This window comes from Lysobacterales bacterium (genome assembly GCA_014946745.1).
Taxonomy (GTDB): Bacteria; Pseudomonadota; Gammaproteobacteria; order Xanthomonadales; family Xanthomonadaceae; genus Aquimonas.
In genome coordinates this window covers 2,958,096-2,977,365 of sequence record JADCRD010000001.1, presented here as the reverse complement: position 1 = coordinate 2,977,365, position 19,270 = coordinate 2,958,096, and the positions used below count along the sequence as shown (strand labels likewise).

17 protein-coding genes are annotated in these 19,270 nt (G+C 67.8%); 12 read left to right on the top strand and 5 right to left on the bottom strand.

The window, feature by feature from the left end; all coding sequences use genetic code 11:
- Positions 1-68: 68 nt before the first annotated feature.
- The gene (locus tag H4O13_11915) at positions 69-779 is read left to right on the top strand and encodes a Crp/Fnr family transcriptional regulator (GenBank protein MBE5316092.1); all 711 of its coding nucleotides are present in this window, start codon (positions 69-71) and stop codon (positions 777-779) included.
- A gap of 369 nt (positions 780-1,148) precedes the next feature.
- On the opposite strand, the gene H4O13_11910 is transcribed toward H4O13_11915, so the two are convergent.
- The 3 genes from H4O13_11910 to H4O13_11900 form a co-directional block, all read right to left on the bottom strand.
- Positions 1,149-1,361 carry a hypothetical protein gene (locus H4O13_11910; protein MBE5316091.1) on the bottom strand — a complete coding sequence of 71 codons (213 nt, stop codon included), beginning with the start codon at positions 1,359-1,361 and terminating at the stop codon, positions 1,149-1,151.
- 304 nt (positions 1,362-1,665) lie between these two features.
- Complete coding sequence (locus H4O13_11905) at positions 1,666-1,947, bottom strand: hypothetical protein (protein MBE5316090.1); 282 nt, start codon at positions 1,945-1,947, stop codon at positions 1,666-1,668.
- Between the two features lie 273 nt (positions 1,948-2,220).
- Positions 2,221-3,504, bottom strand: coding sequence for an amidohydrolase (locus tag H4O13_11900; GenBank protein ID MBE5316089.1), 1,284 nt, complete (start codon positions 3,502-3,504; stop codon positions 2,221-2,223).
- A 550-nt stretch (positions 3,505-4,054) separates the two neighbouring features.
- On the opposite strand from H4O13_11900, the gene H4O13_11895 reads away from it, so the two are divergent.
- Positions 4,055-5,305 (top strand): threonine synthase, encoded by a 1,251-nt coding sequence (locus H4O13_11895; protein ID MBE5316088.1) that lies wholly within the window; start codon positions 4,055-4,057, stop codon positions 5,303-5,305.
- A gap of 221 nt (positions 5,306-5,526) precedes the next feature.
- On the opposite strand, the gene H4O13_11890 is transcribed toward H4O13_11895, so the two are convergent.
- Positions 5,527-7,068, bottom strand: coding sequence for a PHB depolymerase family esterase (locus H4O13_11890; protein MBE5316087.1), 1,542 nt, complete (start codon positions 7,066-7,068; stop codon positions 5,527-5,529).
- Between the two features lie 194 nt (positions 7,069-7,262).
- Between H4O13_11890 and H4O13_11885 the strand changes: the two genes are divergently transcribed.
- Genes H4O13_11885 through xerC form a run of 5 tightly spaced genes read left to right on the top strand, consistent with a single transcriptional unit; the run spans position 7,263 to position 10,350 of the window.
- The gene (locus H4O13_11885) at positions 7,263-7,670 is read left to right on the top strand and encodes a GFA family protein (protein MBE5316086.1); all 408 of its coding nucleotides are present in this window, start codon (positions 7,263-7,265) and stop codon (positions 7,668-7,670) included.
- A 37-nt stretch (positions 7,671-7,707) separates the two neighbouring features.
- Positions 7,708-7,893 carry a hypothetical protein gene (locus H4O13_11880; protein ID MBE5316085.1) on the top strand — a complete coding sequence of 62 codons (186 nt, stop codon included), beginning with the start codon at positions 7,708-7,710 and terminating at the stop codon, positions 7,891-7,893.
- Positions 7,894-7,931: 38 nt separating this feature from the next.
- A complete protein-coding gene (dapF, locus tag H4O13_11875) occupies positions 7,932-8,744 on the top strand; it encodes a diaminopimelate epimerase (protein ID MBE5316084.1) in 813 nt (270 codons plus the stop codon).
- Positions 8,741-9,409: a DUF484 family protein gene (locus tag H4O13_11870; GenBank protein MBE5316083.1), complete on the top strand. Its 669-nt coding sequence runs from the start codon at positions 8,741-8,743 to the stop codon at positions 9,407-9,409. The genes dapF and H4O13_11870 overlap by 4 nt, the downstream gene beginning before the upstream one ends.
- A complete protein-coding gene (gene xerC / locus H4O13_11865) occupies positions 9,409-10,350 on the top strand; it encodes a tyrosine recombinase XerC (protein MBE5316082.1) in 942 nt (313 codons plus the stop codon). Before H4O13_11870 ends, xerC begins: the two co-directional genes overlap by 1 nt.
- 146 nt (positions 10,351-10,496) lie before the next feature.
- On the opposite strand, the gene H4O13_11860 is transcribed toward xerC, so the two are convergent.
- Positions 10,497-11,114 (bottom strand): outer membrane beta-barrel protein, encoded by a 618-nt coding sequence (locus H4O13_11860; protein MBE5316081.1) that lies wholly within the window; start codon positions 11,112-11,114, stop codon positions 10,497-10,499.
- 1,665 nt (positions 11,115-12,779) lie between these two features.
- Between H4O13_11860 and H4O13_11855 the strand changes: the two genes are divergently transcribed.
- The 5 genes from H4O13_11855 (at position 12,780) to H4O13_11835 (ending at position 19,203) form a co-directional block, all read left to right on the top strand.
- Entirely contained in the window at positions 12,780-13,709 is a 930-nt protein-coding gene (locus tag H4O13_11855) for a proprotein convertase P-domain-containing protein (GenBank protein MBE5316080.1), read from the top strand.
- A gap of 164 nt (positions 13,710-13,873) precedes the next feature.
- Positions 13,874-14,284: a hypothetical protein gene (locus H4O13_11850; GenBank protein ID MBE5316079.1), complete on the top strand. Its 411-nt coding sequence runs from the start codon at positions 13,874-13,876 to the stop codon at positions 14,282-14,284.
- 3 nt (positions 14,285-14,287) lie between these two features.
- Positions 14,288-15,718, top strand: coding sequence for a peptidase (locus H4O13_11845; protein ID MBE5316078.1), 1,431 nt, complete (start codon positions 14,288-14,290; stop codon positions 15,716-15,718).
- A 267-nt stretch (positions 15,719-15,985) separates the two neighbouring features.
- Positions 15,986-18,223, top strand: coding sequence for an RTX toxin (locus H4O13_11840; protein ID MBE5316077.1), 2,238 nt, complete (start codon positions 15,986-15,988; stop codon positions 18,221-18,223).
- Positions 18,220-19,203, top strand: a complete 984-nt coding sequence (locus H4O13_11835; GenBank protein MBE5316076.1) for a hypothetical protein — start codon at positions 18,220-18,222, stop codon at positions 19,201-19,203. Before H4O13_11840 ends, H4O13_11835 begins: the two co-directional genes overlap by 4 nt.
- The last annotated feature ends 67 nt before the right edge of the window (positions 19,204-19,270 follow it).

Sequence of the window (19,270 nt, the reverse complement as noted above, 5' to 3'; positions counted from 1 at the left end):
GCGCGTCCGACGCGTCACGTTCACGTGCAAGACTGTGCGCCCATCGCCCGGGTGCAGGAGCGCTGCTCATGATCGATTCTGCCTGCGGCAACCGCTTGCTCGATGCGCTCTCGGACGAAGTGAGGCAGCGCCTCTTTCCGTATCTGGAGCGCGTCGAACTGCCGCTGAGCAAGGTGCTGTACGAATCCGGCGGCCTGCTGCGGCACGTGTACTTTCCGGTCGATGCCATCGTCTCCTTGCTCTACGTGATGAAGAGCGGGGCCTCGGCCGAGATCGCCGTGGTCGGCAACGAAGGCATGATCGGCGTGGCGCTGTTCATGGGCGGTTACAGCACCACCAGTCGTGCGCTGGTGCAGAGTGCGGGCTATGGCTACCGGTTGATTGGTGATCGCTTCCGCGAGGAGTTCGATCGGCATGGCGAGCTGCTGCACCTCGCCCTGCGCTATTCCCAGGCGCTGATCACCCAGATGGCCCAGACGGCTGTCTGCAACCGCCACCACAGCGTCGATCAGCAGCTGTGCCGATGGCTGCTGCTGTCGCTGGATCGGCTGCCATCGAGCGACCTGCGCATGACCCAGGAGCTGATCGCCAACATGCTCGGGGTGCGCCGCGAAGGCGTGACCGAGGCGGCGGGGCGGCTGCAGAAGATGGGCGTGATCGAGTACCACCGCGGGCACATCAGCGTGCGCGATCGTCCGCGCCTCGAAGCCCTGTCCTGCGAGTGCTATGCCGTCGTGCGCAAGGAGAGCGATCGCCTGCTGCCGTACATGGTGAAGTGACGCTGAGAGGCATTTCCTTGAGGGCGTCGGCGAGCCATGCGCATGCGCGCGGGGCGGACGCTCAGTCCCTTGTGTGGCGCGGCGCATTCGTTCGGGAGCTCCCCGTGCACAGGCGCGTCGTGGACCCGCGTCAACTGCCGCTGCAGCCGCTGCCGCGCTGCCACACTGCGCGCAGTGCTTTCGCGCGCGCTCAGAGCGAGTGAAAAACCCAGGCGCCGTAGCGAGGGCGTCGCAGCGCGATCGTGGCAAAGCCCGGCAGGTGAATTCAGGGGAGTCTGGCGCGCCAAACGGCCGTAGAACTCGTGCAGCGCGCCGCCGCTGCAGGCGCCGGGCCGCTGCCTCAGCAGGCGGATGGCGTTTCACATGCCCTCAGTGCACGTCGGACGCATCAAGGTCCAGCAGAAAGGCTTTGACCTGCTGTTCGGCCTCGCGTCGACTGAGGGTGTAGCGTTCGCGGACCAGCCCGGCGAGTCGAACCGCATCGCCGCCGCTCCAGGCAAGCTCCTGTACGGTCAGCTCGCGCCAGACCGCCTTCGCATGATCGAGCCTGTCGCTCCAACCACCGCCCGCGGTGCCATTCACCGCCCGGTTGATCGCGTGCCCGTCGGCCGCCGGCGAATGCGTGTGCAGCGCATCGCCCTTGGTCGGCACAGCCCGCGCCGCCACGGAGCCAGCATCGAGAGCGTCCGCGGCAGCGACGTCGCCGTCTGCAAGCGCGCTGGCGTCTGGCGGAAGCACGGCTGAGTGCGCCGCCCCGGGGGGGCTGCCGAAACGCTCGGTGGCGGCGGTGGGCCTTGCGCTGCCCTCGGCTGTCGGGCCGTTCTGCCAAGGCGCGAGGTGCCGAGGCAAAGGGCTCAGCGGCTCCGGCAGACTGAAACGATATCGATCACTCAACCTCGACATGGGAGATCTCCGCGTTCGTGGCGGGGCGATGTGCCTCACCGGACGCAGCGAGTCTCCCGTCGCTGTTTGCCGGCGTCGGTGCGCTGGCGAACCGAGCGCTCCGCAGTGGCCGACGCGGCAGCGGGCCGCCGGCAGTCAGGAGACGCATCAGCTCGCTCACGCCAGCCATCACCGGCAGCAGATGCACGCCGCCCAGCAAACGGATGCCCAGCAGCACGCACAGCCCCCACGCGCACAGCAGGGTGACGCTGAGGTAGCGATGCATGGCGGGCTCCATGGCGAAGCAGGCCATGCTGTCGCACACCGCCAAGCGCATCGGTGCGTTTCCGCACACAGTCGGGACGGGCCTGGCCCTGCTTGAGACCCAGCGAGAACCTGCAGCGGCTGCGGGGCACCCGTGACGGCAGCGCGCCGCGCAGTCCGCGATCGCCTGGGCGCAGCCGGGAGTCAGGAATAGGTGCGGCGGACGTCGCCGCCGAGCCGGCAGCGAGGCGGTCGCTGCGGCAGCCCGTGTTCCACAAGCGCTCCGTGGCAATCCTCAGCGCTGTTCGAGCACGCCAAAGGCCAAGGTCAGCAGCGCCCGGGTGCCGTGTTTCAGCGCGGCTTCGTGCAGCAGAAACTCGGGCGAGTGGTTGTTGGGGGCGCGGGCCGGGTGAATGTCCGGGCCCGTGCTGCCGACAAAGAACAGAAAGCCCGGCGCGCGGTTGGCAAACTGGGAGAAGTCTTCGGCCACCGTCTGCAGCGGCATCTCCTTGACGTTGTCTGCGCCCATCAGCTCGCGCAGCCACGGCCGCACGCGCTGCGTGAGCGCGAGTTCATTCGCCGTCACCGGCGCAGTGTTCTCGACGGTGAGCTCGGCTTCGCCGCCGGCGGCTTCGGCGATGGCCTTGGCGGTGCGCTCGAAGCGGGCGATGACATCCGCGCGCACGTCCATGTCGAAGGTGCGCAGGGTGCCCTCCATCTCGGCCGTCTCGGGAATGATGTTGAAGCGGATGCCGCCGCGCACCGCGCCGGCGGTGAGCACCACCGGTGAGCTGGTGATGTCGATCTGGCGGGCGATGATGCTCTGGCTGGCGATCAGCGCCTGCGCGGCGATGGTGATCGGATCGACCCCGCCCCAAGGCCGCGAGGCGTGAGTCTGCTTGCCGCGCACCTTCAGCACCCAGCGGTCGGCGCTGGCCATGATCGGCCCGCCGCGAAAGCCAATCGTGCCGACCGGCAGCTGCGCCCACACGTGCAGGCCGAACACGGCTTCAGGTTGGAAGTCGTCGAACACGCCCTCGGCCAGCATCTGCTTGGCGCCACCGGTCTCGCCCGGCGGCGGACCTTCTTCGGCCGGCTGGAACAGGAACAGCACCTCGCCCGGCAGCTCCTCGCGCACGCTGGCCAGCGCTTCGGCCACGCCCATCAGGATGGCGACGTGGGCATCGTGCCCGCAGGCATGCATCACGCCGGTGGTCTGGCCGTTGTACTCGGTGGTGACCGTGCTGGCGAAGGGCAGGCCGGTGGCCTCGGTGACCGGCAGCGCGTCCATGTCGGCGCGCAGGGCGATCTTCGGCCCCGGCCTGCCGCCGCGCAGCAGGCCGACCACGCCGGTGTGGGCAACGCCGGTGCGCACCTCCATGCCCAGCGCGCGCAGGTGCTCGGCGACCTTGGCCGAGGTGCGGAACTCGCGGTTGCCGAGCTCGGGATGCTGGTGGATATCGCGCCGCCAGTCGACGACCTTGGCATCGACCGCAGAGGACAGCGCTTCGACATCGAAGGCCGCATGCGCCGCCGGTGAAAGCAGCAGGGCGAGGGCGAGGGTGTGCAGCAGGCGCATGGGCAGGGGTTCCTTGAGTGCGTGGGCTCGTGGGTCAGCAGAGATACCAGATCCGAGACAAGCGATCCCGGTATGCCCTGTGCCTCCGAGCTTGCGGCGCCGCATGGAGGCCCCGAGTCTTCCGGCCTTGTCGGCTGCGTGTAGGAGCGAGTTTGCTCGCGACCCCTGTGGGTTGGAGCGAGGCGTAGGCCGTGAGGCGGGGTGCAGGCTGCGGTCGCCTGCGAGCAGGCTCCTACAAGGAAAGGGCCCGGAGGGCGTGCGGGTAGACGGCGCCACCATCGGCTGTATGTAGGAGCGAGCTTGCTCGCGACCCGTGTGAGTTGGAGCGAGGCGTAGGCCGTGAAGCGGGTGCAGGCTGCGGTCGCCTGCGAGCAGGCTCCTGTAGAGAGAGGGCCAGGAAGGGGCGCTGGCGGACGTCGCCAGCACCGCTTGCGACGTTTCGGCCCGAAGGATGCGCAAGCCTCATTGCGCCGCGGCTGCGCTGTTCGCTGCACCCTGCACACTACCTGCTTCGAATCCCCAACCCCCAACCCCCAATCCCGACTCTCGAATGTCCTACGTCCGCTGCCTGCGCGGCCTCGCTTCCGGTCGCGAATACTCCGCCGATGTTCCCATGAACCTCGACCCGGTCGACGGCCGGCCGGTCGAGATGGTGTTCGATCTGGAAAGGCTGGCCTTCGAGCAGCCGGACTTCGCCTGGTACCGACCGCAGCGCCGCGACCTGTGGCGCTTTGGCGGGCTGATGGCGCTGGACATCAACGACCCGCACGATGCCCGGCACATCCTCAGCCTCGGCGAAGGTGCAACGCCTTTGCTGCCCTTCGAGCACCCAGCGGCAGCGTCCGCCGGGCTCCACCTGCAGCTGAAAGAAGAAGGCCGCGCAGTGCCCGGCTACGGCGCCAACCCGACCCAGAGCTTCAAGGACCGCGGCATGGCCATGGTGGTGGCGCAGGCGCGGCGGCTGGGTCTGACCAGGCTCGCGGTGCCGACCCAGGGCAATGCCGGCGATTCACTGGTTCGCTACGCGCTGGAAGCCGGCATCGAGGTGCATGTGGCGATGCCGCCCGACACGCCCCTGCCCATCCTCGGCAGCGTGGCCGCGGCGGCGGTGAAGCATCCGGGGCGCGTGCATCTGAGCCTGGTTGGGCCGACGATCCGCGAGGCCGGTGCATTTCTCAAGGCCGAGATCGTTCCGCAGGGTTTCTTTCTGGTCGCGACCTTCCAGGAGCCGGGCTGGCGCATCGAGGGCAAGAAGAGCCTGGGCCTGGAGTTGGCCGAGCCGCTGTACGGAGACACCCGCTGGCAGCTGCCGGATGCGGTGATCTATCCCACCGGCGGCGGCACCGGAGTGCTCGGCATGTGGAAGGCCTGGGCCGAGCTGGAAGCGCTGGGCGTCATCGACAGCCGGCGCCCGCGCATGTACTGCGTGCAGAGTGAAGTCACGCCACCGCTGGTGCGCGCCTTCGAGTCGGGCGCGCTCGACACCACGCCGGTCGAGGCCGGCCACACGCTGTCGACCGGCCTGAACGTACCGGGCGGCGTCGGCCTCTTCCGCGTGCTGGAGATCATTCGCGCGTCGAACGGTGCGGCGCTTGCGGTCAGCGAAGCCGACACTGCCGCCGAGCTGCAGCGCATCTGGCGCCGTCATCGCCTGTGGATCAGCCCCGAGGGCGCAGCCTGTGCGGCTGCGATTCCGCAGCTGCTCGACCGCGGTCTTCTGCAGCGCGGCGAGCGGGTAGTGCTCGTCAACACCGGCTCGGCCGAGAAGTACCTGCCCGAGCTGCGACATCTGCTCGACTGAGCTGTGTAGCCACCGGTCGCGGGCGCCGACGCGCTGCGGCCAGCGGATGCGCTTGAAATCCTGTTCCCCAGGCAACACGGATCAAGTTCCTCCTCGGCTTGATCCGTGGTCGCGAGTCCGCCGCAGCTCCGGACTCGCTTGCGCTGGACCAAGCACTTGTGAGCTCGATCCGCGGGCGCGCCCTCCATGGGCGCGACAACGCTGGGTTCTTCAGTCTTGCCCTAAGGCAGCCGGTACTCGATCCTCAGCGTCGCCTGCGCGCCGCTGCCGACCCACAGGTAGCGCGCCGCGGTCTGGTTTGCGGCGAAGCGCAGGCGCAGCTGGGTGCGGCCGCTGCGGTTGATGGCCGCCAGCGCGGCGATGGAGAACGCCGTGCTGTCCTGCGTGCCGCTTGTGAACCGCGGCACCTCGGCGACGTCGTCCAGGCTGCTGGCTGCGCCGTGGTCGCTGGCGATCAGCGCGCAGTCGCCGCCGAAGCAGCCCTGGCGCAGGTCCACCTTCAGCGCGTTGCCGGCAGGGCTTGCCCACGGGTCGCCCGAGCCGCCGCGGTGGGTGAGCACGAGCCGCGCCGACACGATTTCTGCCCCGGCCGGCAGAGCCGAGGTGTCGAAGCTGAGCAGGGCGCGGTTGAACTTTGAATCCGAGCCGCGGCCGATCGCCAGGCCGTACAGCGATTCGAGGGTTCCGACTTCGGCCGCGCTGCCCTGGGCATTGGCCTTGGTGTAGCCGTCTTCGAGCGCGACGCTGCCCAGGCTGAGCACGGTGGTGCCAGGTGGCGGAGGAGGCGGCGGCGGGTCGCCACCGCCACCGCTGCTGCCGCCATCGAGACCCCAGAATCGGCTGATCCAGTAGCTGCTGCAGATATTGGCGTCGAGGATGTAGGCCCCCGCTGTACCGCACTGCGCTTCGCCGGTGCCCGGATCGACCGGTGTGCCGTGGCCCATGCCTGTGATGCTCAGGGTTTCCACCACGGTGCGGCCGCTGGCGTCGCGGTACTGCCGACGCGGATAGCCGAGCAGGCTGTCCTGCACGTCAGCGACCTGATCGACGCCGTGCACGTTCGTCCACTGCTCCAGGGCTTCGGTCAGGTTGATCGGCCGCACCACGAAGTCGGCATCGCCGTGCCAGATCGAGACGATCGGCCAGGGCCCGCCGTGCGTGCTCGCCGCGCGCACGCGATCGCCCCACTGCGCCGGGCTCAGATCGGTGCCCGGGTTCATGCACGAGAACGCCGCGCTGGTGCCGATCCCGCAGCGGTAGGGCAGGCCGGCCATGATCGCGCCGCCGGCGAACACCTCGGGGTAGGTCGCCAGCATCACCGAGGTCATCGCGCCGCCCGCGGACAGCCCGGTCACGTAGACCCTGGAGGGATCATGGCCGTGATCGCTGGCCATACGCGCCACCATCTGCCGGATCGACAGCGCCTCACCGCTGCCGCGGCTGATGTCGGCGCTTTCGAACCAGTTGAAGCAGGCGTTGCTGTTGTTGCCGCTCTGCTGCTGCGGCAGCAGCAGGGCGAACTGCCAGCGACTGGCCAGCGCCACCCAGCCGGTTTCGGCGTCGTAGGCCGCCGCACTCTGGGCGCAGCCGTGCAGCGCCACCACCAGCGGCCGGTTGGCCGCCAGCCCGCTGGGAACCACTTTGAACATTCTCAGGTTGCCCGGGTTGCTGCCGAAGCCGGTGACTTCGGTCAGCGTCTGAGCCTGCGCAGCCGGACCCGCCAGCAGGGCGGCGCAGGCCGCCCACTTGATCAAGCGCTTCATCGTGTTGCCCCTCCCTTGGCCTGCCGTTCCGTGCGGCAGTGCCCAGCGGCGTCTCCGACGCCTGGTGCCCGCACGCGCTGCGGACGCTCGTCCCGCCGGCAGTAGCGCATGTGCGGCGAATCGCGACCATTGGCCCTTGGGGCAAGCTGCACTGCAGCAGTACAGTCGAGGCGGACTTCACAGGGACGCGCGACATGAACGAGGCACTGGTCACCCACTCCGGCGGCTGCCACTGCGGCGCCGTGCGCTTCGAGGTCGACGCGCCGGCCGACATCGAAGCGGTCGACTGCAACTGCTCGCTGTGCGCGATGACGGGCTTCCTGCACCTGATCGTGCCGGCAAGCCGCTTTCGTCTGCTGACCGACACCGCTGCGATGACCGAGTACCGTTTCGGCACGGGCACCGCGCGGCACTTCTTCTGCAGCACCTGCGGCATCAAGAGCTGGTACGTGCCGCGCTCGAACCCCGACGGCTTCGACGTCAACCTGCGCTGCCTTGACCCGGCGACCATCGCCTCGATCCACACCACGCCCTTCAACGGACGCGAGGACTGGGAAGCCCAGGCCGCCGGCATCGCACACTTGAGTCGCGATGAGGCCTGAACCCGTGCGGCCGGTGCCGCGCCTATACTTCGGCGCTATGAACCGACCTCTCTTGCTCGCCCTGACCTGCGCCCTGTGCGCCTCTCTTTTTCTCACCGCCTGCGGCAATCGCGGCCCGCTGGTGCTGCCTGAAGATGCGCCGCCGCCGATGCCGATGCCGGTGCCGGCCGAGCCCGCCACGCCCGCCGAGGCGCAGTCCGGCAAGGACGGGTCCGGGCAATGAACCCGCACGCCGCCCTGCGCGGTCTGCGCTTCACCAAGATGCACGGCGCCGGCAATGACTTCGTCGTGCTGGATGCTCGCGCGGGTCTGCCTGAGCTCTCGCCGGACGCCATGCGCTGGATCGCCGAGCGCCGCACCGGCGTCGGCTTCGATCAGCTGCTTACCGTTGAGCCCGCGCGCAGCGAAGGCTCGGCGCTGTACTACGGTATCTGGAACACCGACGGCAGCGCGGCCGGCCAATGCGGCAACGGCGCCCGCTGCGTGGCGGCGTGGGCGATGCGCGCCGGCATGGTCGACGCATCGGGCTTCCGCATGGACAGCCCCAGCGGTCCGGTCGAGGTGCGGATGCATGCGGCCGATGACGTCGAGGTCAGCCTCGGCGTGCCCGACTTCCGTGCCGGTGCACTGCCGGCCCGAGGCGTCGGCGCGCCCGATGGCGTGCTCGAGTTCGGCGGCGAGGTCTACAAGTACCGTGGCGTGTCGATGGGCAATCCGCATGCGCTGATCGAAGTGCCCGACGTGCTCAGCGCGCCAGTCGCCCAGGTGGGTGCGGCCCTGCAGGCCGATCGCCGCTTTCCTGACAGCGTCAACGTGGGCTTTGCCCACGTGCTCGACGCAGGCCGCATCCGCCTGCGCGTGTTCGAGCGCGGCGTCGGCGAAACCCAGGCCTGCGGCAGCGGCGCCTGTGCGGCGGTGGCGGTGCTGCATTCGCGTGACCGCGTGGACGCTGCACGCGGCGTGACCGTCGATCTGCCCGGTGGGCGACTGCAAATTCAATGGGACGGCCCGGGTCATGCGGTGCGCATGCGCGGGCCGGCCGTGTTCGTGTTTGAAGGAGTGTTCTGCGAATGAGCGAGACGACCCTGGCCCCGGAGGCGGTGGCCGCCTACCTGCGCGCGCATCCGGAGTTCCTGCAGCTGCATCCGGAGCTCGCGGCCAGCCTGGCGGTGCCGCGCGAGTCGGGCGGAGCAGCCTCGCTGACCGCGTATCAGCTCGATGTGCTGCGCGACAAGAATCGCGAGCTTTCGCGTCGCCTGCAGGAGCTGTACTCCACCGCGCAGGAGAACGAGCGCCTGACTCTGCGCACGCATCAGCTCACTTTGGCCCTGCTGCGCGCCGGCTCGCCCCTGGCGGCGCTGCAGGCGATGGTGGCCAGCCTGATCGAGGACTTCCACAGCGAGCTGGTGCGGGTGGTGCTGATTGGCCAGAGCTTCGAGCTGCCGGCTGCCGAGTGGCTGATCGAGCGCCCGCCGCAGTCGGGCGATCTGGGCCAGTTCGCCGAGTTCCTGCGCGGCCACGAGCCACTGTGCGGCCGGCTCGCCCCGCAGAAAATGGACTTCCTGTTCGGCGCCCAGGCCACGCAGGTGCAGAGCTGCGCGCTGATCCCGCTGCCCGGTCGCGGCCTGCTGGCGATTGGCTCGCGCGAGCCGAACCGCTTCTATCCGGGTATGGGCACCTTGTTCCTGCGCATGATGGGCGAGGCGCTCGCTGCCGCGCTGTCGAGGCATCCGGTTTGATGGCGCGCGCGCCGGCTGCGGCCCGCGAGACCTCGCGCGCGCCGGCGCCGGCGCTGCAGCGCGCGGTCGATGACTGGCTGGGCGCGCTGCGCGTGGAGCGCGGCGCCTCGCCGCATACGCTCGACGCCTACCGCGCCGATGCCGACACCCTGCTGGCCTGGTGTGCGCAGCGCGGCGTGGAAGACTTCGGCGCGCTGGATGCTGAAGCCCTGCGCCTGTATCTGGCCGCCGCGCATCGCGCCGGGCTGTCGCCGAAGAGCCTGCAGCGTCGCTTGTCGGCTTGCCGCGGCCTGTTCCGCTTTCTGCTGAAGCACGGCCGCATCGAGCGCGACCCCAGCGCCGGCGTGCGTGGCCCCAAGGCGCCGCGTCGCCTGCCGCAGGTGCTCGATGCGGACGAGGCGCAGGCCCTGGTCGAGCTGCAGGGCGATGACCCGCTCAGCCTGCGCGATCGCGCCATGCTGGAGCTGTTCTATTCCTCCGGCCTGCGCCTCTCCGAGCTGTGCGGCCTGCGCTGGATCGATCTCGATCTGCAGGAAGGCAGCGCGCGCGTGCTCGGCAAGGGCCGCAAGACGCGTCTGGTGCCGGTCGGACGGCATGCGGTGGACGCCTTGAAGACGCTGGCGGGCGAGGGCGCGTCACCCGAGTCGCCGGTGTTCACCGGTCGCGGAGGTGCGGCGATCGCTCCGCGCACTGTGCAGCAGCGGATCAGACAGGCGGCCCAGCGGCAGGGTCTGTGGAAGCGCGTGCATCCGCACATGCTGCGGCACTCTTGCGCGAGTCACCTGCTGGAGTCCTCGGCCGACCTGCGCGGCGTGCAGGAGCTGCTGGGCCACGCCGACATCGCCACCACCCAGATTTACACGCACCTCGACTTCCAGCATCTCGCACGCGTGTATGACGCGGCGCACCCGCGCGCGAAGCGTGTGCGTCAGAGCGATTGAGTTGCCGGGCGGGTAGAGCCCACACGCCCGAATCCCGAATGCCCGGAAAAGAAAACCGACCCGCGCCAGGGAGGCAACGCGCGGGTCGGTTGTGGGTCGCCTGCCACCTGTTCCGATGGCTCAGCAGGGCTTGACGCCAGCGGTGCTCAGAAGCGGTAGCCGAGGGTGAGGCCATACACGCGCGGGTCGACAATGGCCGTGCCGACCTTGCTGCCGTTGACCTTGACGTCGGAATCGATATCGATCCAGCGTGCGTCCAGCACCAGATCCCAGGCGTCGCCCAGCTTGAACTGCAGACCCGCCTGGGCGGCGATGCCGAAGCTGTTGTCGAGGCCGACCTTGGCGCCTGCCACCGGGCCGCCTGCCACCGTTTCTTCGTCATACACGAAGGTGTAGTTCAGGCCCGCGCCAAGGAAAGGATTCACCCGGCCTTCCGGGTTGAAGTACCACTGCAGGCTGACGGTCGGCGGCAGGTGCTTGAAGTCGACTGCCTTGGCGCCGTTGAGCTTGGCGGTGTGCGAGAACGGCGTGGCGGCCAGCACTTCGACTGCAAGGTTCGGTGTCAGGTGGCGACCCAGGATCAGGCCGAGCTGCGTGTTGCTGTCGATATCGGTCTTCAGCGCGCCGTTGGCGAGTGTCCCGTTGTCGGACTTCGGCGAAACCTGCACGGCGCCGAAGCGCACGAACCAATCCTCCGCCTGGGCCGGCAGAGCGGCGGCGGTGAGTGCGGCAGCGGTCAACAGCGGGGCGACGAACTTCTTCATGGGGCTGTCCTCTTGGGTGGGGTTGTTCTGTGGCGGCAAGTCTGCGGCCGCGCTGGCGACTTCTTGTTGATCACTGTCAAGCATTGAACAGCTTCGCGTTCGCGCCGTTCCGGCCCGCTGGTGCGCCAAGTGAATGCTGTTGGCGTGTCGCCGTGTCAGCCGTGTCAGCCGTGTCAGCCGTGTCAGCTGTGCGGCGGTCGAGTGTGAGCGTGATCGTCAGGCGTCTTCGCATCAGGGAAGCTCAGACCTGTCGGAGCTTCCCGCGCACCAGCGACGGCGCGCGACACCGCCGAGTTCTCCAGCCTTGCCCGAGGGCGTCCCGTCGCTCGCCGCCGAGGTGTTCGTCAGAGCCTGAACACGCACGGACGCGTTGGCAGCGGCAGGCGATCCGCACAGCGGTATGGGGTGACGGATTTGTGAAACAACGCAAACATCGCTGCCGAGTTGCGCTGCTAGCGTCGGCCCCTGCAAGCGCGCTGTCGCGGGTCGGGGGACCTGCTCGCTTGCATCGCAGAGTGCCGGATCCACCCGGCACATCACTCAAGGGCGCCTCAGAGCGCCACCACACTCGAACGGGGAGTTCCAATGCATCACTCGATCCGGCGCTTGAGCGCCGCGCTGTTCTGCGTTCTGCCTTTTGCTGCTTCGGCAGGTGAACTGCATCTGCTGCCTGCGCCTGATCTCGCGAAGCTGCAGATGGAGGATTCCAAGTCGGTCGGCGGCGCCTACCGCTACGGCATCCAGATCCCGGTGAAGGGATTCCGCTTCAATGGTCGCAGCCTGTCCAAGGCGGGTTGGACCGAGGGCAAGGACGGTGTCGCCCGCTTCAGCTGGGACATCGCGGCGCCCGGTGCGCGCACCCTGGACTTCCACTTCAGCCAGCTGGTGCTGCCCGAGGGCGCGACCCTGATTCTGCGGGGTGAAGGCGTGGACAACCTGCGCAAGATCACCGCCGAGAGCCTGAGCAGCGGCGAGGGCTATTGGGCCCCCTACATCGCCGGCGAGAAGGTGTCGATCGAACTGCATGTCCCAAGCGCGCGGCGCCACCTCGCGCGCGTCGAGCTGGCCTCGGTGACCCACGGCTACCGCGGCCTGTTCGAGTCGGTCGACCCGGCGCAGAAGTCGGGCAGTTGCAACGTGGATGTCGCGTGTCCCGCCGGCACCGGCTGGGACGACCAGATCGATTCGGTCGGCCACTACACCTTCAGCCAGGGCGGCAGCTCCTACGTCTGTACCGGCTCGCTGATGGCCAACACCGCCGGCACCTCGGTGCCGTACTTCCTGACGGCCAATCACTGCCTGAGCACCGCCACCGTGGCCTCGACGGTTGTCGTGTACTGGAATTACCAGAGCTCGACCTGCCGCACGCCGGGTTCCAGCGCTTCGGGCACGCCGCTGTCGAAGACCATCGCCACCCACACGCAGTCCGGCGCCAGCCTGATCGCGACCAATGCGGCCAGTGACTTCGCCCTGCTGCGCCTTAACGCCAACGTGGCCGCGGGCGCCGACGCCTACTGGAGCGGCTGGGACGCCAGCGGCGCGACGCCGGGTTCGGCGGTGGGCATCCACCATCCGGCCGGCCACGAGAAGCGCATCGCCGTCGAGAACCAGGCGCTGGCCATCACCGCTTACGGCGGCGGCAGCGGCAGCACCCATTGGCGCGTCATCGACTGGGACCAGGGCACCACCGAAGGCGGCAGCTCGGGTTCGGGTCTGTGGGACCAGAACAAGCGCTTGGTCGGCCAGCTGCACGGCGGCTCGGCGGCCTGCGGCAACGATCTTTCCGACTACTACGGCCGGCTGTCGGTCTCGTGGAACGGCGGTGGCAGCGCGGCTACGCGACTGCGCGACTGGCTCGACCCGAGCGGCAGCGGCCAGACCGCGATTGGTGGCTATCGCAGCGGCAGCACGCCGCCACCCCCACCGAGTGTCGCGCTCAGCAACGGCGTACCGGTCACGGGTCTGGCCGGCGCGGCCAACGCCGAGTTGCGCTACACCTTGAGCGTGCCCACCGGCGCCACCAATCTGCGCTTTGTGACGAGCGGCGGCACGGGTAACGCCGATCTCTACGTCCGCTTCGGCAGCGCCCCGACCACGGCGACCTATGACTGCCGTCCGCTGCTCGGTGGTAACGCCGAAACCTGCAACATCGCGACGGCGCAGGCAGGCACCTACCACGTCCTGGTGCGCGGCTCTTCGGCCTTCTCCGGCGTCAGCCTCACCGGAAGCTTCACCAGCGGCGGCGGCACGCAGCCGAGCTTCTTCCAGAACACCACGGTGTTCGCCATCGCCGACAACAGCACCATCGAAAGCCCGATCACGGTCAGCGGCCGCAGCGGCAACGCGCCGTCGACCCTGCAGGTGGCAGTCAACATCTCGCACACCTATCAAGGCGATCTGAAGGTGGACCTGCTCGCGCCCGATGGCTCGGTCTATGTGCTGCACAATCGCACCGGCGGCAGCGCTGACAACATCGTCCAGACCTACACCGTGAACGCCTCCTCCGAAGTCGCCAACGGCACGTGGAGGCTGCGCGTGAACGACAACGCGAACGCAGACACCGGCAGCTTGAACAGCTGGAGCTTGAGGTTCTGAGGTGAGACGAGGGGCCGGCCATCAGCAGATTCATCGGTCGGCCCCTCCTGCGCTCTGCAGATGTCGTTGCGTTCCCTGCACGATCTGTGAGAAACACTCCGACCGCGGCGGCGGGATGGGCCTCGCCGACCGCGGTGTTCTCGAAGAATTCCTAGGGGAAGCTAATGAAACTGTGTAACCCAACCGTGGCTGCGATCGGTCTTGTGATCGCTGCATGTACCTCAGCGCTCCCGGCAGACGGCAGTGATGCCAAGACGCAGGAGCAATCTCCTAGCGAGGTAGGCATGCGTGTCTATGTGGATCCGGAGACGGGTAAGCTTTCGTCTGTGCCGGTGACACCGGAGCAGATGGTCGAAGACGAGATCTCCGGACTGGAGAAAGGGCTTTCTCCCGTGGAGGAAATCCGTCATCCCGACGGCACCGTGGTCACTCATCTCAACGGGCGTTTCGAGGTGGCCAGCCAGGTGGATGTTGGGCCGGACGGTCGGCGGATTGCTCGGTGCACCCTCGCCGATCACGCGGGCCTGCCAGGCCACACCCATGTGCTTCCGCAAACACAGGCCGAGGAGCGATAGTCCGTGCGCCTTTCTTCCTCGCTTCGCGTTCTTTTTCAGAGCTTGCTAGTGTCGGCGGTGGCCGTTGCTTCCGTGCAGGGCGCCACCATCACTATCGTCAACATTGACGGGCCCGACGAGGGCCTCAATGACCCTACGCCCGTCGCCCCACTCAACTCGAACCCCGCCACGACCCTGGGCGGCCAGCGACTTGCAGTCTTCCAGAAGGCAGCAGAGCAATGGGGTGCGCTGCTCACCAGCGACGTCGAGATTCTCGTGCGCGCTGCCTTCAATCCGCTGACGTGTAGCGCTACCTCGGCCACGCTGGGGTCCGCAGGTGCGCTCAGCGTCGTACGCGATTTTCCCAATGCTCCCCAAGCAAACGTTCACTACTCGATCGCTTTGGCGAACTCGCTGGCTGGCGTCGATCTGGCGCCGACGACCGAGGACATCAACACGCAGTTCAACACCAGCATCGACGCCGGCTGCCTCTCGGGAGTAGCCGGTTGGTATTACGGCTTGGATCCTGCCCTTGACCCCGTTCCCGCTGACCGAACGCCGCTCCTTCCGGTGGTCTTCCACGAGCTAGCGCACGGGCTTGGTTTCCAGACGTTTACGAACAACGCCACAGGAGCGTTTTTTCAGGGCGTGCCGGACGCCTGGACCAACTTCCTTGCGGACGCGCGGACAAGAACCACCTGGCGCGCCATGGCGTCCGACGCTGACCGAGCGGCATCGGCCATCAGCGATCCCAACCTGGTTTGGATCGGCCCCAACGTGACTGCGGACAAAGAGCGCTTCCTCGGATTCTCTCCTACCCTCATCATTTCGGCGCCCGCAGCAATCGCAGGCAACTCCCCTGCTAACCCTGCCCTTTTCGGCCCTCCCGTCACTGCCCCTGGCGTTTCCGGGGAGGTGGCGGCTGCTCTGCCAGCGCTCGCGTGCGATCCGCTCACGAACCCGACGGAAATCTCGGGAAAGATCGCATTGGTCGATCGCGGCACCTGCAATTTCTCGATAAAGGTTGCGAACGCCCAAGCAGCGGGTGCGATTGCCGTCGTTGTGGCCAACAACGCCGCCACTGGACTGCCGGGCATGGGGGGGGCAGACCCCACCATCACGATTCCGTCCTACGGGATCCTCCAAGCAGCTGGTCAGTCGATCCGCAGTCAACTTGGCACCGCACCCGTGACCGTCACACTCGGCTTCAATAGCGAGCTGGCGGGAACCAACCGGGGCTTTGTGCGAATGCATGCCCCCGCTGTGTTGGCACCGGGCTCGTCGGTGTCCCATTTCACGGTCGATGCTTCGCCCAACCTGCTCATGGAGCCTTCGCTCAATCGCGACATCTTTGAGGAAGTAGACCTCGCATTGGCCTTGTTCCGCGACATTGGTTGGAACGACACGGGCCCGCCTGGAGTGTTGATGTTCTCGAACGGTTTTGAGTCCAACTGAAGCCAAGAGTTCTAGGTGAAACGTGGGCGGTGCAGGCTTGTCCGGCCGCCCACTTTTTTGGCCTGAGATCCTATCGGGCTGGCAGTTTCTGTGCGTCATGACGCCCTCCGCTGTTGGCGGCCTTTCCGATCATTCGGCAGGCGGTCGATAGCTCGTAAGTCATGCATTGACATGAGCCATGGGGCGCACCACGATCCGGGCTCCCGGTCGGTGGGGTGGCACAGGGTGGGTCAAATGGGTCTCAGGGGTGTATCGCGAGCGGCAGCCTTGCCGCTCATTCTTGTTGTGCTCAGCGCACACGCCGGTCAAGCGCCCCAGTGGCGCGCCATTGGCCCTGGCCCGTCCCACAACGGCCAGGTCGAGAACATCATCAATCGCGAGGTGGTGGGGGCGGTCAATGCGGTCGCTACCCATCCCAGCAGCGCTGGCATCGTCTACGTCGGCTCGGTCAACGGCGGCGTCTGGCGGACGGCCAATGCCACGGCGGCGGCGCCGAACTGGACCCGCCTGACCGATTCCCTGGGCTCGCTTTCGATCGGCTCGATTGAGTTGGACCCGACCGACGCCCAGTCGCGTACCGTGGTCGCCGGCGTCTCGCGAACGTCCAGCCTGGGCCGCGACGGCGGCGCCTTGATCGGACTGCTGCGCAGCACCGACGAAGGCACCTCCTGGAGCGTCCTGAGTGCACTCGCCAACCGCGAGATCCACGGTGTGGCTCCGCGCGGTGACGTGATCGTGGCCGCTACCGACAACGGCATTCATCGCTCGACCAACACCGGAGGCGCGTTCACCCTGCTTTCGGGTGCGGCAGGTTCGGGCTTGCCCGCGGGAGCCACCCTGGATCTCGCTGGGCATCGGGCCAGCCCCGATGTGCTGTATGCGGCCGTCACGGGCGGCAGTGCGCGCGGCATCTTCCGCAGCGCCGACCTCGGCGTGACCTGGACGCGCGTATCCGATGCTGGCGTCGAGGCGCGCATGAACGTCGGTACGGTCGGCACGCGCCGCACCGAACTCGCGGTCGGCCCGGCTGGACAGGTCTTTGTCGCCGTGGTCGACGACACCGGCCGCCTTTCCGCGGTGTTCCGCTCGGCGGATGGTCTCGCGCCCTGGACGGATCTGGGTGTGCCGGTGACCACCGAGCAGAACGGCGTCGCCTTCGGCGCACATCCGGGCGGCCAAGGCGGCATCCATCTGTCCATTGCGGCCGACCCGGGCAACCCGCAGCTGGTCTATATCGGTGGTGACCGCCAGCCCTACTTCGGTGAGGGTGTGTCCGGCAGTACCAGCTTCTTCCCGAACTCGATTGGAGCCAACGACTACAGCGGGCGCCTGTTTCGCGGCGATGCCAGCCAGGCTGCAGGATCGCGCTGGACACCGCTTACGCACAGCGGTACACCCAACAATTCCTCGCCTCACGCCGACTCACGCGACATGGCTTTCGATGCTGCCGGCGATCTGGTCCAGGTCGATGATGGCGGCATCTACAAGCGAACCCAGGCGGCCTCGACGGCGGGTACCTGGCTCTCATTGAACGGCGATCTCCAGACGACCGAGTACCACGGCATCGCTTGGGATTCGCTCTCCGACCGCGTCATTGGCGGCGCGCAGGATACGGGTACCACCCAGCTGCGCACGCCCGGCTCGCCGATCTTCGACAGCCTTTCCACCGGCGACGGTGGAGACGTGGCGGTCGACGACCGCTCGTCGACGACCAGCTCCATCCGCTACACCAGTTTCCAGAACCTGGGCTCGTTCCGGCGCCGCACGTTCAACGCCAGCAACGTGCAGACCGCCAGCACTTCGCCGGCCCGCGCCCTGCTCAACGGCAGCCCAGCCGTGGTCGCACAGTTCTACACGCCCTTGGCTGTCAACCTCGCCAACGGTACCCGCCTGGTGATCGGTGCGGCCAACGGCGTCTACGAGTCTTTGGATCGCGCCGACAGCATCAATCGGATCTCCACCGTGCGCATCAATCCGTTCAACGGCGATCCCGTCGTCTACGGCGTTTCAGGCAATCCGGGCTTTCTTTTCTTGGGCGCGGGCACCGGTCTTCACCTGCGCGCCGAGGACGGCGCAACGCTGAATCAAGTCGCCGCGCTGCCCGCAACCGTGGTTGACGTCAGCGTCGACCCGAATACCCCAAGCAGGCTGTTCGCGATCACGCAGACCACCGCGCACTTTTCGACCGATGGCGGAAGCAACTTCAGCCTGATCACAGGCAATCTGGTGAGCGGACTGGCGCCGGGACGGCTGCGCACCATGGAGTTCATTCCGGGGATCGACCCCGCCCTGGTGGTCGGCGCCAACCGCGGCGTCTACGTGGCCTATGCGAGCAGCGGCTTTACCACCTGGTCACAGCTCGGCGCCGGCCTGCCCAACGTGGTGATCTACGAACTGGAGTTCGACCACACCGACCGCGTGCTGGTCGCGGGCACCTTGGGTCGTGGCGCGTGGGTGCTCGATCTTCCGCAGCCTAACGAGATCTTCAAGGACAGCTTCGAATGAGCGCCTCATCCATCGTCTGCCGCATCGCATCGAGCCTCGGGTTTGGGTTCGTCATGGCCTGCGGCGTCCCCGCGTTGGCCCGCGCACAGTCCGCCAGCGTCGAACTGGGCGAAGGCCTGTGGGTGCAGTCCGAGGATCAGCGCGTTTATCTCTCCAACCCGCAAGGCTTTCCTGAGGCGCGCGATCTGAAGGACGGTCGAGTTCTGTGGACGTCCCCAGAGCCGGCGCTTCTGCTCGCGCCGGTGGACAAGCGCTGGCTCGCCTTGGGCCAAGCCGGCAAGCGCGGCGAAGGTCGCCTGCTGGTCATCGACGCCCTTTCAGGGGCCGTGCAGAAGCGCATCGACTTCAATCTGCCGGAAGGCGTCAGTGCGGCCGTCAGTGCGGAGCCTTTGCGGCGCTTCGATGTGCGCGCCGAAGCACGTGGCGAGCGCGTCAGACTGCACTGGAGCTACATCGCCTATCCCTTTCGCGGAGCGCTGCTCACGACTGACGGCGGTGCCGTCGCCAGCGAAGGGCTTGAGCTCCAAGGCGTGCTCGACGTGGACATCAGCGCCGCGAATCCAGCGGTGCAGTCGGTGCCGGAAGCGGCCTCGATGGCATCGTTGCGAACGCCCGATCTAGCGGCGGACGAGCAGCTGGCGGACCTTGGCGCGCGCCAGTTCCGCTCCGCCGACGACACCCACGCCATGGCGGCGGAGGCTCGTCCGGATGCCACCTTTGGCACCGCCTGGCGCTGGCAGCTGGCAAGTCGGCGCGAGGGCCTGCTGGATGTCACGCTCGATCTGCCCTTCGCCTACGCGCCGTTCCTGGTCAACGGTGATCTGCTGATCTACCGCGCCCCGTCCCTCGGCTACCTCCGATCGACGGGCGCCTGGCAGCAGGAAGGGCTGCGAGTGGTCGTGCATGCGCTCACCGACGGGCGCGAAGCGTGGGCGGCGGAGCTGCTGGACCGGGAGTTCAGGGGTACGCTGCCGCCGTGACCTGACAAGGCTGATCCAGACCATCTTCCCTTGATCAGCGGCTGCGACTCCGGTCGCGGCGCAGAGG

Bases quoted from the DNA above. Each gene is read 5' to 3' on its own strand.
- H4O13_11900 (MBE5316089.1), bottom strand. From the start codon at position 3,504: ATGCGCCTGCTGCACACCCTCGCCCTCGCCCTGCTGCTTTCACCGGCG.
- H4O13_11880 (MBE5316085.1), top strand. From the start codon at position 7,708: ATGAACCGACCTCTCTTGCTCGCCCTGACCTGCGCCCTGTGCGCCTCT.
- H4O13_11860 (MBE5316081.1), bottom strand. From the start codon at position 11,114: ATGAAGAAGTTCGTCGCCCCGCTGTTGACCGCTGCCGCACTCACCGCC.
- H4O13_11895 (MBE5316088.1), top strand. From the start codon at position 4,055: ATGTCCTACGTCCGCTGCCTGCGCGGCCTCGCTTCCGGTCGCGAATAC.
- H4O13_11870 (MBE5316083.1), top strand. From the start codon at position 8,741: ATGAGCGAGACGACCCTGGCCCCGGAGGCGGTGGCCGCCTACCTGCGC.
- H4O13_11850 (MBE5316079.1), top strand. From the start codon at position 13,874: ATGAAACTGTGTAACCCAACCGTGGCTGCGATCGGTCTTGTGATCGCT.
- H4O13_11905 (MBE5316090.1), bottom strand. From the start codon at position 1,947: ATGCATCGCTACCTCAGCGTCACCCTGCTGTGCGCGTGGGGGCTGTGC.
- H4O13_11835 (MBE5316076.1), top strand. From the start codon at position 18,220: ATGAGCGCCTCATCCATCGTCTGCCGCATCGCATCGAGCCTCGGGTTT.
- H4O13_11885 (MBE5316086.1), top strand. From the start codon at position 7,263: ATGAACGAGGCACTGGTCACCCACTCCGGCGGCTGCCACTGCGGCGCC.
- H4O13_11915 (MBE5316092.1), top strand. From the start codon at position 69: ATGATCGATTCTGCCTGCGGCAACCGCTTGCTCGATGCGCTCTCGGAC.
- H4O13_11890 (MBE5316087.1), bottom strand. From the start codon at position 7,068: ATGAAGCGCTTGATCAAGTGGGCGGCCTGCGCCGCCCTGCTGGCGGGT.
- xerC (MBE5316082.1), top strand. From the start codon at position 9,409: ATGGCGCGCGCGCCGGCTGCGGCCCGCGAGACCTCGCGCGCGCCGGCG.
- dapF (MBE5316084.1), top strand. From the start codon at position 7,932: ATGCACGGCGCCGGCAATGACTTCGTCGTGCTGGATGCTCGCGCGGGT.